Genomic DNA, 16,344 nt, shown 5'->3' with positions numbered 1-16,344 from the left:
GTTTTTTGTGAAAAAATCATTTAAATTATCAGCAATTGCCATTTCAGCGACACTTATGATGGGTACATCAGTGAGTGCATTTGCTCACAAAGTAGGTATTGTAGATATGCAAGAAATCTACAAGCAAATTCCTCAAATGGCTAAAGTAGAACAAACTTTGCAATCTGAATTCGCTGAACGTCGTCAAGAGTTAGAAAAGCTACAAGGTGACATCCGTTTTGAAGCTGAGAAGTTCAAGCGTGAAGCTACCACGATGAGCCAAGCACAAAAAGATGCGCTACGTGAAAAAGTTGAAGGCATGCAAAAAAGTCTTGCAGAGAAAGGCCGTCCTTTAGAGCAAGAAATAAAAGCACGTCAAAACCAAGAGCTAGCAAAAGTACAAAAGCTAATTATTGATGCAATTCAAGATGTTGCTAAAGACGGTAAATTTGACGAAGTTAAAGTGAAAGACACAACAGTTTACTTTAACCCGAAAACTGTTTCTGACTTATCAGAGAAAGTTGTTGAAAAAGTAAGTAAGCAATAGAATACAAAGATGCAAAATTATACGCTTTCGCAGATTGCGGAACTTTTAGGCGCCGAGCTTGATGGTGACGGCGCTTTAGAAATATCAAAAATTGCTACTCTCGCAAATGCCCGCTCAGGGCATATTGCATTTTTAGCGAATAAGAAATATCGCTCGCAACTAGATGAAACAAACGCCAGTGCTGTTATTTTATCTGCCGCCGATGCTAAGTATTATCAAGGTAATAAGCTCATTGCAGCGAATCCTTACAATAGCTATGCACAACTTGCGCAAATAATGGATACTACCCCAGCCTCTGCAGCACCAGGGGTCCACCCCAGTGCAGTTGTTCACCCAGATGCGGATATCGCTAAAACAGCCTCTATTGGGGCTAATGCTGTGATTGAAGCGGGCGCGGTCATTGCAGATAAAGTGCAAGTGGGTGCCAATTGTTTTATTGGCCAAAATGCGAAAGTAGGGCGCAATACGAAGTTGTGGTCAAACGTATCTGTGTATCATAATGTTGAAATAGGTGAAAATTGTTTATTTCAATCAAGTGCAATCATTGGTAGTGACGGTTTTGGTTACGCAAATGATAAAGGTCAATGGATTAAAATACCGCAATTAGGCGCTGTAATCATCGGTGATAAAGTAGAAATTGGTGCGGGTGTTACAATCGACCGAGGTGCAATAGACGATACAATTATTAACAGTAACGTTATTATCGATGATCAAGTCCACATTGCTCATAACGTAGAAATTGGTTCAGGTACAGCCATTGCTGGGTGTACAGTGATCGCAGGTAGTACTACAATCGGTAAAAATTGTCAGATTGCGGGACTTGTTGGCATAAATGGTCACATTGATATATGTGATGGTGTTATACTTACAGGTATGAGCATGATCACCAAAGCAATAACACAACCTGGTATTTACTCATCAGGTATGCCGCACTCTACCAATAAAGAGTGGCGTCGTAATATTGCTCATTTACGTAATTTGCCAGAGATGAAAGGCCGCCTTAAAGCGCTAGAGACTCTGACTAAGTCATTAAACGTTGATAATTTATAAGGATGCTATTTTGGCAAACGAATTAAATAGCCTAGACATACAAGAAATTTTAAGCTTACTTCCGCATCGTTACCCAATGTTGTTGGTTGATCGTGTATTAGATTACACGCCGGGCGAGTCACTTCATGCAATTAAAAATGTGACTTTTAATGAACCGATTTTTACCGGTCATTTCCCTGATCAGCCTATTTTTCCGGGCGTACTTATTTTAGAAGCGATGGCACAAGCGACAGGCTTACTTGGTTTCAAAACAGTCGAAAACCGCAGCGAGAATGAACTATACTTATTTGCAGCCATAGATAACGCTCGCTTTAAGCATCCTGTTGTCCCTGGTGATACTATGCATTTACATGTAGAGTTTTTAAAAGAGCGCCGCAATATATGGAAATTTGCAGCAGAAGCGAAAGTTGATGGTAAGGTAGTGTGTACTGCTGAAATCATGTGTGCGAGAAGAGAGCTTTAATTGTGATCCATCCTACAGCGATAATCGAATCAGGTGCAAAACTAGGCGATAACGTCTCCGTTGGTCCTTACAGCTATATTGGTAACGATGTAGTTATTGGTGATAACTGTATTATTGAATCTCATGTTGTTGTGAAGGGGCCTTCTACTATTGGCTCTGGCAATCATATTTTTCAATTTGCGTCAGTTGGCGAAGCCTGCCAAGACAAAAAATACAACAATGAACCTACCACACTGATTATTGGCGATAATAATGTCATCCGTGAGTGCGCGACCATTCATCGCGGTACTATTCAAGATCAAGGTGTTACTAAGATTGGTAGCAACAACTTGTTTATGGCGTACACTCATGTTGCCCATGATGCGGTGATTGGTGACAACGTTATTTTTGCTAATAATGCCTCTGTTGCTGGCCATGTACATATTGGTGACTGGGTTATCCTTGCAGGTAACTCAGGCATCCATCAGTTTTGCAAAGTAGGGGCGCATGCATTTGTTGGTATGTACTCAGGCGTAAACAAAGATGTGCCACCGTTTGTAACAACGATAGGCACGCCGGCGGGCCCTGTTGCGATTAATACCGAAGGCATGAAGCGCCGTGGTTTTGAAAGTGATGAAGTCATGGCGACACGCCGAGCTTATAAAACACTTTACCGTAAGAGTTTAGGTGTTGATGAAGCAATTGCAGCACTGAGTGAAGATGCTGCTAAATATCCTGCAGTACAGCTTATGGTTGATTTTGTAAAGAGTTCAGAGCGCGGGATTATTCGATAATCTTACTGTTTTTTAAAAGCCACCGCTTAGCAATAATCGGTGGCTTTTTTGTATTTGTTTTTTAGCGATAATTCAGCCTTAGATCATTTAGTGTAAGTATACTAGGAACAACTTATCGTTGAGGGATAGCTTATTTTGTTCAGAGTGATCACAGCTAGTATTTTCATCAGTGTATTGCTTGGTTGCAGTAACGTACCATCATCGGGGTTAAGTGAGCAGGGTAAGGCAAGCTTTTATGCTGATATATACCAAGGTCGCCCTACAGCGAGTGGTGAGTTATTCAATCAACATGTAATCAGTGCCGCTCATAAAAACTGGCCTTTTGGTACTGCGGTGAAAGTAACAAACTTAGCCAATAATAAAACGGTTATTGTTAAAATTAACGACCGCGGCCCTTTCGTACGTGGGCGAGTGATTGATTTATCAAAACGCGCGTTTAGCCAAATAGCAACCCTAAACGATGGACTGATTGATGTCCGTATAGAAGTATTGAAATAGCAAGCACAGTAAACTAAAAACGGGTTACTAACGATATATAATCTGGTTCAGTTTTTAGTAATGACTGGTGAGAATTCACGGCTCTGACCTCACCATTTTCAAGCCATATTACTTGGTCCATGGTGCTCAAAAGTTGCGGATCATGGGTAATGGTAATAATAGTTTTGTCCGCCATGACATTCATAACAGTATCTATTACGGCATGTTTAGTTTGGTTATCTAAGCTTTCGGTTGGTTCATCAAGAACAACAATTGCGCTGTTTCGAAGTAATGCTTGTGCAATGGCTATTCGTCGTGCTTGGCCTTGCGAAACTGTACGTCCAGCTGTGCCTAAACGTGTTTTTAAACCATCAGGTAATTGTGCTAGCCATGACCCCAATTGAGCTTGTTCACAGGCTCGTATTAGTGCTTCATCGCTCGCTGTTGGCATTGCATACCTTAAATTCTGTGCTAATGTTCCATCAAATATATGGTGCTGCTGTGCAACGATAGTAAGTAGTTCATACCGATTATCAGTTGATAGCTGGTTAATATTGATTGAGCCTTGCTCACTAAGTAGCTCTATTTGACCATGTTGTACCGGCCACAAACCACTTAGTAGGTTTATTAACGTACTTTTACCGCTGCCACTTGGGCCAACTAAGGCAATCTTTTGTTTTGCTTTAATGGTTATATTTACTTTACTTAACGCTGAATTTTGGGTGTTATAGCAGTAATCAATATCGGTAAAATTAATACCGAGAGGTAGGTTTTTTACATCTACTGTCGGTTTATCAACGTCATCACTCAGTTTATCTTCAAGTTCAAAAATACGTGCGGCAGCACTGAGGGCGCTAGGTAATTGGATAAACGCATTAGGTAAGTTTAATACGGTTTCAAAGCTAGCTAATACAAATAGACTCATCATTGCCAGCTCTACGTTTGCTATCTCAGCACTGCTTACTAGCGGCACTAATATAATAATACTGCCCAGCATAGTCAGTTGGGTGATTAATAATGTAAAACCATCGCTATTGGCCAGTGCCCCGTGGCGCTTTTGAATATGTTGATTATAGAGCTCACTGGCTTTATTACATTGATTACGTTGTTGAGCTGATGCTTGATATAGTGCAAGTTCACGTGCACCTTTTAAAGAGTCAGATAATTGTGCTCGCAATAACGCTGATTGCACGCGTTCTTGTGCTGCTGTTTTATTAAACTTATGCCCTAAAAATGCAGGAACAACAACGCCGACAATCATTAAAGAGCTAAAGCATAAGAGTGCCACATTAGGGTTATAGGCACTCATAAACAACATGACAACCGGAATACTGATTAATGCAACGATAATTGGCAATAACACATTTAAGTAAAATGTATCCAACGCATCTACATCATCTTGCATTCGACTTACTAAATCAGCACTGCGGCTCATGGCTAAGTCTACATTATTGAGCTTACTTAACGTTGCAAATACACTCACGCGTATTTCACTCAATAACAAAAATGTCGCATTATGAGTAATTAATCGCTCGCCATAACGCGATGCGGTTCTAACAATAGCTAAAAACCGAATTACGCCTGCTGGAGTAAAGTAATTCATATGCACAGATGCAATGCCTGCTGCGGCCATAGCGGCTAAAAACCAGCCAGATATTGCCAGTAAGCCCACATTTGCAAGTACCGTTAGGGTTGATAAAAACGCGCCGAGTAGAAGCATTCCAGCGTGAGGCTTACATAACTTTAGTAAGCGAATAAAATTAGTCATGTTGCGCACCTGCATGGGCTAATTGCCACAGCTTTCCATGTTGCTGATAAAGTTGCTGGTAATTACCTTGTTCAATTATTTTTCCTTGTTCTAAAACATAAATGTTATCTGCATTTGTTATAGTGTTTAAGCGGTGCGCAATAACCAACACCAAATGATCTTTAGCGTAGTCAACAATTGCCGAGTTGATCAGTTTTTCAGTTTGGCTGTCAAGATGCGCACTGGGTTCGTCTAGCATGAGGATAGGCGCGTTTTTTAAAAAGGCGCGTGCTAGCGCGATGCGTTGCTTTTGCCCACCAGATAGTCCTTCACCGTGTTCACCCAAAAGTGTATCAAACCCTTGAGGTAGCGTTTGTATAAATTCAAGCGCACCGGCTTTGATGGCGGCTTGTTCTAATTGTGCTTGGGTAGCATCGGCTTTACCAAGGCGTAAGTTTTCTGCAACACTCATGTAAAACAGTGTAGGCTGTTGGGGGATCCAAGCTATATGTTGTTGCCAGCTCTGGCTGTCCAATTTACATAGGGGAGTATCATTAATGATTATTTGGCTATTAGCTTGCTGATGAAAACCCAATAGACAGTCAAATAATGTACTTTTACCCGCGCCGCTGTCGCCTATAAAAGCCACTAACCCTTTGACAGGGAAAGCTAGGTTTATATTACTTAAGCCTTCTTTGCTTTGCGGGTAATAAAAGCTGAGTTGTTTTGTACTTATACTTTGTATAGGTAATGATAGCTTTGTTTGTTGCGCTGGCGGTAATTCTTCATCGGCATTAATAATATCAATCATATCAGCGGCAGCGCTAATGCCCTCTAAGCGAGCATGATAATGAGTGCCCATTTGGCGAAGAGGTAAGTAAAATTCAGGGGCCAGTAGTAACACAACAAAGCCTGTCGCAAAGTCTAGGGTGCCAAAAAACAATCGAAAGCCGATGATCACCGCGACTAATGCGACACTTATGGTGGCAAAAAACTCTAAGGCGAATGCGGATAAAAACGCGATTTTTAACACACTCATGGTCGAAGTACGAAAATCATCAGAAATTTTAGCTATATTGGCAAGCTCACGACGCGTAGCATTAAAGAGCTTTAATTGGGTTAAGCCGTTTAATCTATCAAAAAAGTAATTACCTAATACAGATAGCTGTTGCCAACGTTGTTGATTGATCTCTTCAGCCTTATGGCCAACTAAAATCATGAAAAAAGGGATCAGTGGGGCAGTAAATAAAAAGATAAGCCCGGCTTTGTAATCAGTAGGAAATATAATAACTAAAATAGCTAAGGGTATTAATGCACTGTAAGCGACGCTGGGTAAGTAATTAGCATAATATTGATGTAGAGCCTCAACACCATTGTGTAAGGTATTTAACGTAGCACCGTGCCCTTTCTGCTCGCTATAAATCGGCCCAAGCCGATTGAGTTTAGCAAGCAAGGTTTTTCGCATCGTATTTTTTATTTTCTGTGCGGCAAAATGGCTAATACGCTCGCTGAGCGCTAAAAACACAGCACGTAGTAAAATTAATCCGGCCAAAGGCCATAGTAGGTACGTAATATCATCTAGTTGTTTATCGGCAAACATGACTAAATGGACTGCATTGGCGATTAAGTAGCACGAGGCTATCATTAGCAGCGCGTTTAATGTACCAAGTAATATGCTTACTTTTAACAGGCGAGAACCGCTGTGACTATATTGCTTTAAAAAAGCGCGCAGCTTAATTTGCTGCGCGCGATCAGGACGGGGTTTAGTTGTCATTTTGGCGTTTTAGTCTTTCATGCAACTCAAGCTCATCCTCTGCAATGCTATCTTTGTGTTGCTGAAACTCATACCACATAACATTAATAACGCCTAAAGTGCAAGCTAGTAGAACGCCTAGTATCCATGCGAAATACCACATAATTTATCTCCTTAGTAGCTACCATGAGTGTTATTTTCAATTTCATCTTTAGTGACTTTACGCCACATTTTCACATAACACCAAGTTGTGTAAATTAATATAATTGGCACAAGAATTATTGCCACAATGAACATGACATTAAGCGTCAGATGACTTGATACCGCATCCCACATAGTCAAACTAATATTGGGGTTATTACTTGATGGCATAACAAATGGGAACATAGCAGTCCCCGCAGTCATAATAACGCCAACTAACATCAAGCTAGTAGAAGCCAAACCTAAAGCGGGCTTATTTATTACTGAGAAAATAATAGCCATAGTTGCCATAACAAGTGCCAGTGCTGGGAATGCCATTGTTAAAGGCATTTTCGTGTAATTATCAAGCCATGCACCTGAACTTGTCGTGACTACTTTAGCTAATGGGTTGGCATAACTTTGGGTATCACTCATTGATACAACTTGATAACCATCCATATTTGCAACCCAGAAGCCAGCAGCGGCAAATAACACAATAAATAATATTAGTGCGTAACGGCCAAATTGGGCAGAGCGCTGTGCAACTTCAGCATCTGTTCTAAGTTGTAGCCACATACCAGCATGTCCCACAAGCATGGCGACACTTATTACACCTGCTACAAGAGCAAACGGATTGAGTAAGCCAAAGAACGAGCCTTGGTATGTTATACGCATAAAGTTATCAATATTAAAAGGTACACCTTGTAGTACATTACCAAAGGCAACACCAAATATTAATGCCGGAACTATGCTACCTACTAAGAGTGCCCAATCCCAATTATTACGCCACTTTGCAGACTCAAGTTTAGAGCGATAATCAAATGCGAGTGGACGTAAGAACAGTGCAAACAATACCAGCATCATCGCAAAGTAAAAGCCAGAGAATGCCGCAGCGTATACCATCGGCCAAGCAGCAAACAAAGCCCCCCCTGCGGTGATAAACCATACCTGATTACCATCCCAGTGTGCACCAATGGTATTGATCACAGTACGGCGTTCTATATCTGTTTTACCAACTAGGCGTAATAAAATTGCTACCCCCATGTCCATACCATCTGTGATAGCAAAGCCAATGAGCAACACACCAATTAACAGCCACCAAATGAACTTTAAGGTTTCGTAATCAAAAATCATGATTGTGCTCCTTGATTTAATTGTTTATCGGTTTTCTCAAGTTCAAAGTAGTATTTACCTGTATGCAGAGAACTGGGACCTTGCTTAACAAATTTTAGCATCAACCAGCCCTCTATAACGGCTAGAATAATGTAGAAAATAACAAAGCCAGTAATGCTTAATAATAAGTCATTGACGGTCAGTGACGAGGTCGCTAAGAATGTAGGCAGTACCTCTGAGATTGCCCAAGGCTGACGGCCATATTCGGCAACAATCCAACCGAACTCAATGGCTACCCATGGCAGTGGAATACTCCATAATGCTGCTTTGAGTAGCCAACGTTTTTGTTCAATAACGCGATGAGCGTTGTAGTAAAATGACAGGGCGAATACAACTAGCATTATCACGCCGCAACCAACCATGATCCTGAACGACCAAAACATAGGCCCAACCCGTGGGAAAGAATCTTTAACCGCTTGTTGAATTTGCTCTTCGGTTGCATCAACCACATTAGGGGTATAACGCTTTAATAATAAGCCATAACCAAGGTCATCTTTTAGAGTATCAAACTTTGCAATATTGGCGGGAGTATCCTCGCCGTTTCTAAGCTTCTCAAGGTACTTATACGCAATCATGCCATTTCGAATACGTACTTCGTGTTTTTTCTCCAGATCACTAATACCAGTTACTTGCTCATCAAGCGAGCGTGTTGCTATTAAGCCTAATGCGTAAGGAATTTTAACCGCAGCATGAGTAACTTGCTCATCTGAGTCAGGAATACCGATAGCGGTAAATGCAGCCGGAGCTTCTTCGGTGTGCCACTCTGCTTCAATGGTAGCGAGTTTAACTTTTTGTACTTCGCCTACTTCGTAGCCTGATTCATCGCCGAGTAAAATAACACATAATATGGAGGCTAAGCCAAAGCCTGATGCAACAGAAAATGAGCGTTTTGCAAAGGCTAAATCACGACCTTTTAAGATGTACCAGCTACTAATACCCAACACAAACATGGATGCAGCTACATAACCTGCAGAAACGGTATGAATAAACTTAACTTGTGCCACAGGGTTGAAAACGAGTTCAGCAAAACTAGTCATTTCCATTCGCATAGTTTGATAGTTAAATTCAGCGCCCACAGGGTTTTGCATCCACCCATTTGCTATCAGTATCCACAGTGCAGATAAGTTAGTACCAATGGCCATCAGGAATGTTGCACCTAAATGCTGGCGTTTGCTTAAGCGCTGCCAACCTAAAAAGAACATACCAACAAAGGTTGATTCTAAAAAGAAAGCCATTAAGCCTTCAATCGCCAAAGGAGCACCAAACACATCACCGACATAGTGAGAGTAATAAGACCAGTTGGTACCAAATTCAAATTCCATCGTTAAACCTGTGGCAACACCTACGGCAAAATTAATGCCGAAAAGCTTACCCCAGAACTTAGTCATATCGCGGTATATCTCGCGGCCTGTCATTACATAGACAGATTCCATGATCACCAAAATCCAAGTCATGCCGAGGGTTAACGGTACGAAAAGAAAGTGAAACAGGGCGGTGATTGCAAATTGCAATCGCGATAGATCCACAAAGGCTTCATCTATCATTATTAAGCTCCTTAAATTTGACGGTTAGCTACAGCATGTTTCAGAAATTACTGAAAGTTCGTTAATGTTAATCTTATATTAAGTTTAGTCAACTAAAAAATAGTATAAATAACACTAAGGTTCGTGCCTTTTTATTTATATTAGATAATCCTAATGTAATACTAGTAATAAAAGCAAAAGTATTCAATCGTTTATTTTTTTTTATAGTTTTCTCCACTTTTGTACCTAATATTTATCGAAGGCTGAGCAGAACCGACGTGGATGGTATTTTTATAATTAAATTATTTATTAACTCGATGACATTTATCCTATTGGCAAAACACGTTAAACTGACAGAAATAAATGCAACGCTAATTGCGAACAAAATAATCAATGAATAATCAAACTAAACCGTTACGTATCGCCATTGTGGTAGGTGAGTTATCAGGTGATATATTAGGTGAAGGCTTAATTAAAGCGCTGAAAAAACGTTATCCTGATGCCATATTCGAAGGCATCGCAGGGCCTAAAATGCAAGCTCAGGGCTGTAGTAGCCTTTTTGATATGGAAGAGCTGGCTGTAATGGGGCTGGTTGAAGTGTTAGGTCGTTTACCTCGATTATTAAAAATCCGCAAACAGTTGGTGCAACATTTAATTGATAACCCGCCCGATGTTTACATTGGCATAGATGCGCCTGACTTTAACTTACGTATCGAAAAGCCCTTAAAAGATGCGGGTATCAAAACAATTCAATATGTAAGCCCCTCCGTTTGGGCGTGGCGTGAAAAACGTATTCATAAAATCAGTGCCGCGACGAACTTAGTATTGGCCTTGTTACCGTTTGAAAAAGCCTTTTACGATAAACATAATGTACCTTGCACATTTGTTGGCCATACACTTGCTGATGACATTGCTCTTGAACATGACGACAGTGCGGCACGTTCACAGCTTGGCTTAAACCACGATGATAAAGTATTAGCGCTGTTACCGGGAAGTCGTGGCTCGGAGGTTGGGCTATTAAGTGAGACTTACATAAAAACAGCCGCTGGCTTACAAGCGAAAAACCCAGATTTAAAAATTGTTGTGCCCCTTGTTAATGACAAGCGTAAAGCACAATTTAGTGAAATTTTAGCAGCCACAGCACCCAATTTAAAAATACAACTGTTGGATGGCCAATCTGACATTGCCATGCAAGCGGCCGATGCTATTTTAATAGCATCAGGTACTGCCACCTTAGAAGGTATGCTGTACAAAAAGCCGATGGTTGTAGGCTACAAGATAAAAGCAATGAGCTACTGGATTTTCAAAAGTCTATTTACCTTTAATATTAAATATTTTTCATTACCTAATTTATTAGCCGATGAAGAGTTAGTCCCAGAGTTTATGCAAAAAGATTGTAACGTTGATAATCTAACAAATGCACTTGAACCCATGCTCAATAGCGATAACAGCGAGTTAAAGGCCCGATTTTTAGCAATTCATCAGCAAATACGTTTAAATGCCAGTGAGCAAGCAGCGGCAGCAGTAGCGGAGTTATTAAATGCAAATTGAACGACCAAACCTAACTTTTATTGCCGGTGTTGATGAAGTCGGCCGTGGGCCGCTTGTTGGTGACGTGGTTACTGCTGCGGTCATACTTGATTCAGCAAACCCGATTGCAGGTCTTGCAGATTCAAAAAAATTAACAGATAAAAAACGTCAAGCACTGGCTATCGAAATCAAAGAAAAAGCACTTTGTTGGTCAATTGGCCGATGTAGTCCAACAGAAATTGATGAGCTAAATATTCTACACGCTACTATGCTAGCCATGACTCGAGCGGTAGAGGGATTAACGACTACACCAGAATTTGTTTTTGTTGACGGAAATCGACTGCCTGCTTTAACAATGCCAGCACAAGCAGTCGTAAAAGGTGATAGCTTAGTAGCTGAAATTTCAGCAGCCTCTATTTTAGCGAAAGTTGCTCGTGACGATGAAATGATTGAATTAGATAAACGTTATCCGCAATATGGTTTTGCAGGGCATAAAGGTTACCCGACAAAAGCGCATTTTGCTGCACTTGAGCAATACGGCGCAATTGATGAACACCGCAAAAGCTTTAAACCAGTGCAACGTGTACTGGCTATGCAGGAGCAGTAATGGCAGCTCCTGATTTTGTACATTTACGAGTTCACTCTGATTTTTCGATGGTCGATGGTTTGGCTAAAACCAAGCCGATTGTTGCCAAAGCACAAGAGCTACAATTACCTGCGTTAGCAATTACCGATCAAATGAACTTGTGTGGTTTAGTGCGTTTTTACGATACAGCCCACAACGCCGGAATAAAACCAATCGTTGGGGCTGACTTTTGGTTACACAGTCCAGAGTTTCCCGAAGGGCCGTGTCGACTTGTTATTTTAGCCAAAGATAATACCGGCTATAAAAACCTAACACTGCTTATTTCAAAAGCATACCAGCGTGGGCATCTATTTCACCGCCCTGTAATAGACCGAGACTGGCTGGTGGAGCATAAAGAGGGCCTTATTTTGCTCTCTGGTGCAAAAGATGGTGATTTAGGTAAGGCACTCTTAAAAGGCAACGCGGGTATTATTGAATCAGTGGTCAGCTTTTATAAACAGCATTTTAGCGACCATTACTATATTGAGCTTATTCGCAGTTCACGTGCCCAAGAAGAAGAGTATTTACATTTAGCGGTTGAATTGGCAAGCGTGGAGCAGTTGCCCGTGGTTGCCACCAACGAAGTGGTGTTTTTAAAACCAGAAAACTTTGAAGCGCATGAAATTCGCGTTGCCATTTTTGACGGCTATACGCTTGATGACAAACGTCGGCCTAAACGCTTTTCACAAGAGCAGTACTTAAAAACGCCAGAGCAAATGGCTGAGTTGTTTAGCGATATCCCTGAAGCACTACAAAACAGCGTCGAAATAGCCAAGCGCTGTAATGTAACGGTACAGCTTGGTACTTACTTTTTGCCAGATTACCCCACAGGCTCGTTAAAAATTGAAGACTTCTTAGTTAAAGTCTCAGAAGATGGCCTTGAAGAGCGGTTGCAGTTTTTATTCCCTGATGAAAATGAGCGAAAAGAAAAACGCGTAGAATATGATGAGCGACTAAAAATAGAGCTCGACGTAATTAACCAAATGGGTTTCCCTGGTTACTTCTTGATCGTAATGGAGTTCATCCAATGGAGTAAAGATAACAATATTCCAGTAGGGCCAGGGCGTGGTTCTGGTGCGGGTTCCTTGGTGGCTTATGCACTTAAGATCACCGATCTTGATCCGCTTGAGTTTGACTTACTTTTCGAACGTTTCTTGAACCCTGAACGTATCTCAATGCCGGATTTCGACGTCGATTTCTGTATGGATAGGCGTGATGAAGTAATCGACCACGTATCAGCGCTGTATGGGCGGGACGCGGTATCGCAAATCATCACCTTTGGTACCATGGCAGCAAAAGCGGTTATTCGTGATGTTGGTCGTGTGCTTGGCCACCCTTATGGTTTTGTTGACCGTATTTCAAAATTGATACCTGGCGATCCGGGGATGACCTTAGCAAAAGCTTTTGACGTTGAGCCGCGCTTGCAAGAGGCTTACGATGGCGACTCAGAGGTTAAAGACTTAATTGATATGTGCCGCATCCTTGAGGGGTGTACACGTAATGCCGGTAAGCATGCGGGTGGTGTTGTTATATCACCCACCACCATCACTGACTTTGCAGCCCTTTATTGTGATGATGAAGGTAAATTCCCCGTTACTCAGTTTGACAAAAATGACGTTGAAACCGCGGGCTTGGTTAAATTTGACTTCTTGGGTCTTCGCACGCTGACAATCTTGCAGTGGGCAATTGATATGACCAACGAGCGCCTTGAGCGTGAAGGCAAAAAGCCGGTTGATATCAACGCAATTCCACTGGATGATAAAAAGAGTATAGAGCTATTATTACGCGCCGAAACAACCGCGGTATTCCAGCTCGAATCGCGGGGTATGAAAGATCTGATCAGGCGTCTTAAACCTGACTGCTTTGAAGATATGATAGCCTTGGTGGCCTTGTTTAGACCAGGCCCACTGCAATCGGGCATGGTAGATAACTTTATCGACCGTAAATTGGGCCGAGAAGACATCTCTTACCCAGATGCACAATATCAGCACGAAAGCTTACAGCCTATTCTTGAGCCTACTTACGGCATTATCTTGTATCAAGAACAGGTAATGCAAATTGCACAGGTCTTAGCGGGTTACACGCTAGGTGGCGCGGATATGCTGCGTCGTGCAATGGGTAAGAAAAAGCCAGAAGAAATGGCAAAACAACGTTCAACCTTTGAAGATGGGGCAAGAAATAACGGCATTGACGGCGAACTTGCAATTAAAATCTTCGACTTGGTAGAGAAGTTTGCGGGTTATGGTTTTAATAAATCTCACTCAGCAGCCTATGCGCTAGTATCATACCAAACCTTGTGGATGAAAACGCACTATCCGGCTGAGTTTATGGCTGCGGTAATGTCGGCAGATATGGATAACACCGATAAAATCGTAATTTTGGTGGATGAATGTGAAAACATGAAACTCACCTTATTACCGCCGGATGTAAACGCGGGTGAGTTTAAATTTGCTGTAAATCAGCAAGGCGAAATTGTTTACGGTATCGGCGCTATTAAAGGGGTTGGTGAAGCGCCTGTTGAAGCAATTTTAGAAGCGCGCAGTGAAGGCGGCCCGTTTAAAGATTTATTCGATTTTTGCGCCCGAGTGGACTTAAAGCGTTTAAATAAACGTGTCACGGAGAAACTTATTTACGCCGGTGCACTTGATCAACTTGGCCCAGATAAAACCCAACCAGGACGTGCCACGCTGCTAGCGAGCCTTAAAGATGCGATGCGCGCTGCTGATCAACACAATAAAGCAGAATCTCTTGGTCAAACTGATTTGTTTGGTTTACTTGCCACAGAGCCTGATGAAGTTGAACAAGCCTTTATAAAAGCTACACCATTAACAGATAACCAGTGGTTAGACGGTGAAAAAGAAACTCTAGGTCTTTATTTAACCGGTCACCCGATAAATCAATACCGTAGAGAGCTTAAACATTACACCACAGGCCGTTTAGTCGATTTACAGCCAACTAATCGTGATGTGCAATCAACCGCTGCAGGCCTTGTTATTGCAGCACGCACACTAATAAATAAGAAGGGAAATCGATGGGGGCTTATAACTTTAGATGACAAGAGTGCCCGTATTGATGTACGCTTATTCCCAGAACAGTTTGAAATGTACCAAGATATGCTGCAAATCAACAATATCTTGGTAATATCTGGACAGGTCAGCTTTGATAACTTCTCTGGTGGCATTACAATGACCGCCAGAGACATATGCACCATAGCGCAAGCGCGAGAAAAACGCATAAAAGCGATCAAAATGACGCTAAATATGGTGCAAATCGAGGCTAACTTCTTCGATAATTTACAAAAAGTACTCGAACCTTATAAGTTTGGTACATGTCCGATTAGGGTTTTCTATCAACGTCCAGATGCGTTGGCTGAGTTAACCTTAGGTACAGAATGGTGTGTTACGCCTAGTGATGACTTAATTCATAAGCTTTCACTAATGGCTGCACAAGATGTAGAACTAGAATTTAACTAATTAGGTAGTTTAGAGCATGAGCCTCAATTATCTTGATTTTGAGCTTCCAATCGCAGAATTAGAAGCAAAAATTGAAGAGTTACAAAATATAAGCCGCGCTGGCGAATTAGACCTTGAGTTAGAAGAGGAAGTCAGCCGATTAAAAGAAAAAAGCGCCCAACAAAAAGAGGAAATATTCTCTAAATTAGGTGCTTGGCAGGTTTCTCAGTTAGCCCGTCATCCGTTGCGTCCTTATACTCGAGATTATATCGAGCGCATTTTTACGGAGTTTGACGAGTTAGCGGGTGATCGTACTTTTGCAAATGATCCGGCTATTTTAGGTGGTGTAGCACGTTTTGAAGGTCAACCAGTAATGGTGATCGGTCAACAAAAAGGACGTGATACAGCTGAAAAAATTAAACGCAACTTTGGTATGCCAAAGCCAGAAGGTTACCGTAAAGCATTACGCTTAATGGAAATGGCTGAACGTTTTAAAATGCCAATTATGACTTTCATCGATACACCAGGTGCATACCCAGGTGTTGGTGCAGAAGAGCGTGGTCAATCTGAAGCTATCGCACGTAACTTAAAAGTAATGGCAGCACTCAAAGTGCCAACTATTTGTACAGTTATTGGTGAAGGTGGTTCAGGTGGTGCACTGGCAATTGGTGTTGGCGATCGCGTTAACATGTTGCAATACAGCACTTACTCAGTAATTTCGCCAGAAGGGTGCGCATCGATCCTTTGGAAAAGCGCTGATAAAGCACCGCTTGCTGCAGAAGCTATGGGTGTTACCGCTGCCCGCGTTAAAGAGCTTGATTTGATCAACAACCTAGTCGAAGAGCCTTTAGGTGGTGCACATCGTAACTACGATGCAATGGCACGTAACCTTAAAAATCAGCTTAAACGTGACCTTGCAGACTTACAAGCGCTGTCGCTTGATGAAATGCTTGATCAACGTTACAAACGATTAATGTCATTCGGTTATTGCTAAAAAATAGCTCGAATGCAGAAAAAAGCCGCTTTAGCGGCTTTTTTGTTTTAAAATGTTTGTAAGCTAGGAGCTATTCAT

At 41.6% G+C, this 16,344-nt stretch carries 14 protein-coding genes; 9 read left to right on the top strand and 5 right to left on the bottom strand.

Features of this window, described 5'->3' with window-relative positions; genetic code table 11:
- Window positions 1-7 precede the first annotated feature (7 nt).
- From B5G52_RS00185 to B5G52_RS00165, 5 genes are all read left to right on the top strand, one after another.
- On the top strand, window positions 8-526 hold the full coding sequence (locus B5G52_RS00185) for an OmpH family outer membrane protein (RefSeq protein WP_087530693.1): 519 nt from the start codon (window positions 8-10) through the stop codon (window positions 524-526).
- A gap of 9 nt (window positions 527-535) precedes the next feature.
- Window positions 536-1,576 (top strand): UDP-3-O-(3-hydroxymyristoyl)glucosamine N-acyltransferase, encoded by a 1,041-nt coding sequence (gene lpxD, locus B5G52_RS00180; protein WP_087530692.1) that lies wholly within the window; start codon window positions 536-538, stop codon window positions 1,574-1,576.
- A gap of 10 nt (window positions 1,577-1,586) precedes the next feature.
- Window positions 1,587-2,039, top strand: a complete 453-nt coding sequence (gene fabZ / locus B5G52_RS00175) for a 3-hydroxyacyl-ACP dehydratase FabZ (protein WP_087530691.1) — start codon at window positions 1,587-1,589, stop codon at window positions 2,037-2,039.
- 2 nt (window positions 2,040-2,041) lie between these two features.
- A complete protein-coding gene (lpxA, locus tag B5G52_RS00170) occupies window positions 2,042-2,812 on the top strand; it encodes an acyl-ACP--UDP-N-acetylglucosamine O-acyltransferase (RefSeq protein WP_087530690.1) in 771 nt (256 codons plus the stop codon).
- 144 nt (window positions 2,813-2,956) lie between these two features.
- Window positions 2,957-3,310: a septal ring lytic transglycosylase RlpA family protein gene (locus tag B5G52_RS00165; protein WP_254911127.1), complete on the top strand. Its 354-nt coding sequence runs from the start codon at window positions 2,957-2,959 to the stop codon at window positions 3,308-3,310.
- A 13-nt stretch (window positions 3,311-3,323) separates the two neighbouring features.
- Here the strand turns inward: B5G52_RS00165 and cydC are convergent, their stop codons facing one another.
- Genes cydC through B5G52_RS00140 form a run of 5 tightly spaced genes read right to left on the bottom strand, consistent with a single transcriptional unit; the run spans window position 3,324 to window position 9,686 of the window.
- Window positions 3,324-5,057, bottom strand: coding sequence for a thiol reductant ABC exporter subunit CydC (cydC, locus tag B5G52_RS00160; RefSeq protein WP_087530688.1), 1,734 nt, complete (start codon window positions 5,055-5,057; stop codon window positions 3,324-3,326).
- The gene (gene cydD, locus B5G52_RS00155; protein ID WP_087530687.1) at window positions 5,050-6,810 is read right to left on the bottom strand and encodes a thiol reductant ABC exporter subunit CydD; all 1,761 of its coding nucleotides are present in this window, start codon (window positions 6,808-6,810) and stop codon (window positions 5,050-5,052) included. The genes cydC and cydD overlap by 8 nt, the downstream gene beginning before the upstream one ends.
- The gene (gene cydX / locus B5G52_RS00150; protein ID WP_087530686.1) at window positions 6,800-6,952 is read right to left on the bottom strand and encodes a cytochrome bd-I oxidase subunit CydX; all 153 of its coding nucleotides are present in this window, start codon (window positions 6,950-6,952) and stop codon (window positions 6,800-6,802) included. Before cydX ends, cydD begins: the two co-directional genes overlap by 11 nt.
- 11 nt (window positions 6,953-6,963) lie before the next feature.
- Window positions 6,964-8,103, bottom strand: a complete 1,140-nt coding sequence (gene cydB / locus B5G52_RS00145) for a cytochrome d ubiquinol oxidase subunit II (protein ID WP_087530685.1) — start codon at window positions 8,101-8,103, stop codon at window positions 6,964-6,966.
- The gene (locus B5G52_RS00140; protein ID WP_087530684.1) at window positions 8,100-9,686 is read right to left on the bottom strand and encodes a cytochrome ubiquinol oxidase subunit I; all 1,587 of its coding nucleotides are present in this window, start codon (window positions 9,684-9,686) and stop codon (window positions 8,100-8,102) included. Before B5G52_RS00140 ends, cydB begins: the two co-directional genes overlap by 4 nt.
- Before the next feature lie 372 nt (window positions 9,687-10,058).
- On the opposite strand from B5G52_RS00140, the gene lpxB reads away from it, so the two are divergent.
- The 4 genes from lpxB to accA are packed head-to-tail and all read left to right on the top strand — an operon-like array spanning window position 10,059 to window position 16,266.
- Window positions 10,059-11,216 carry a lipid-A-disaccharide synthase gene (gene lpxB / locus B5G52_RS00135; RefSeq protein ID WP_087530683.1) on the top strand — a complete coding sequence of 386 codons (1,158 nt, stop codon included), beginning with the start codon at window positions 10,059-10,061 and terminating at the stop codon, window positions 11,214-11,216.
- A complete protein-coding gene (gene rnhB, locus B5G52_RS00130) occupies window positions 11,206-11,802 on the top strand; it encodes a ribonuclease HII (protein ID WP_087530682.1) in 597 nt (198 codons plus the stop codon). Before lpxB ends, rnhB begins: the two co-directional genes overlap by 11 nt.
- On the top strand, window positions 11,802-15,293 hold the full coding sequence (gene dnaE / locus B5G52_RS00125) for a DNA polymerase III subunit alpha (protein WP_087530681.1): 3,492 nt from the start codon (window positions 11,802-11,804) through the stop codon (window positions 15,291-15,293). Before rnhB ends, dnaE begins: the two co-directional genes overlap by 1 nt.
- 16 nt (window positions 15,294-15,309) lie before the next feature.
- On the top strand, window positions 15,310-16,266 hold the full coding sequence (gene accA / locus B5G52_RS00120; RefSeq protein WP_087530680.1) for an acetyl-CoA carboxylase carboxyl transferase subunit alpha: 957 nt from the start codon (window positions 15,310-15,312) through the stop codon (window positions 16,264-16,266).
- Window positions 16,267-16,344 lie beyond the last annotated feature (78 nt).

This window comes from Pseudoalteromonas sp. A601, from assembly GCF_002165575.1.
In the GTDB taxonomy this organism is placed as follows: domain Bacteria; phylum Pseudomonadota; class Gammaproteobacteria; order Enterobacterales; family Alteromonadaceae; genus Pseudoalteromonas.
The sequence above is the reverse complement of the archived record's forward strand: the minus strand, read 5'-3'. Positions and strand labels throughout refer to the sequence as shown.

What these genes read in the sequence shown, in the direction of transcription:
- lpxD (WP_087530692.1), top strand. Translation starts at nt 536, where the DNA reads ATGCAAAATTATACGCTTTCGCAGATTGCGGAACTTTTAGGCGCCGAG.
- cydC (WP_087530688.1), bottom strand. Translation starts at nt 5,057, where the DNA reads ATGACTAATTTTATTCGCTTACTAAAGTTATGTAAGCCTCACGCTGGA.
- cydD (WP_087530687.1), bottom strand. Translation starts at nt 6,810, where the DNA reads ATGACAACTAAACCCCGTCCTGATCGCGCGCAGCAAATTAAGCTGCGC.
- cydX (WP_087530686.1), bottom strand. Translation starts at nt 6,952, where the DNA reads ATGTGGTATTTCGCATGGATACTAGGCGTTCTACTAGCTTGCACTTTA.
- cydB (WP_087530685.1), bottom strand. Translation starts at nt 8,103, where the DNA reads ATGATTTTTGATTACGAAACCTTAAAGTTCATTTGGTGGCTGTTAATT.
- B5G52_RS00140 (WP_087530684.1), bottom strand. Translation starts at nt 9,686, where the DNA reads ATGATAGATGAAGCCTTTGTGGATCTATCGCGATTGCAATTTGCAATC.
- lpxB (WP_087530683.1), top strand. Translation starts at nt 10,059, where the DNA reads ATGAATAATCAAACTAAACCGTTACGTATCGCCATTGTGGTAGGTGAG.
- rnhB (WP_087530682.1), top strand. Translation starts at nt 11,206, where the DNA reads ATGCAAATTGAACGACCAAACCTAACTTTTATTGCCGGTGTTGATGAA.
- dnaE (WP_087530681.1), top strand. Translation starts at nt 11,802, where the DNA reads ATGGCAGCTCCTGATTTTGTACATTTACGAGTTCACTCTGATTTTTCG.
- accA (WP_087530680.1), top strand. Translation starts at nt 15,310, where the DNA reads ATGAGCCTCAATTATCTTGATTTTGAGCTTCCAATCGCAGAATTAGAA.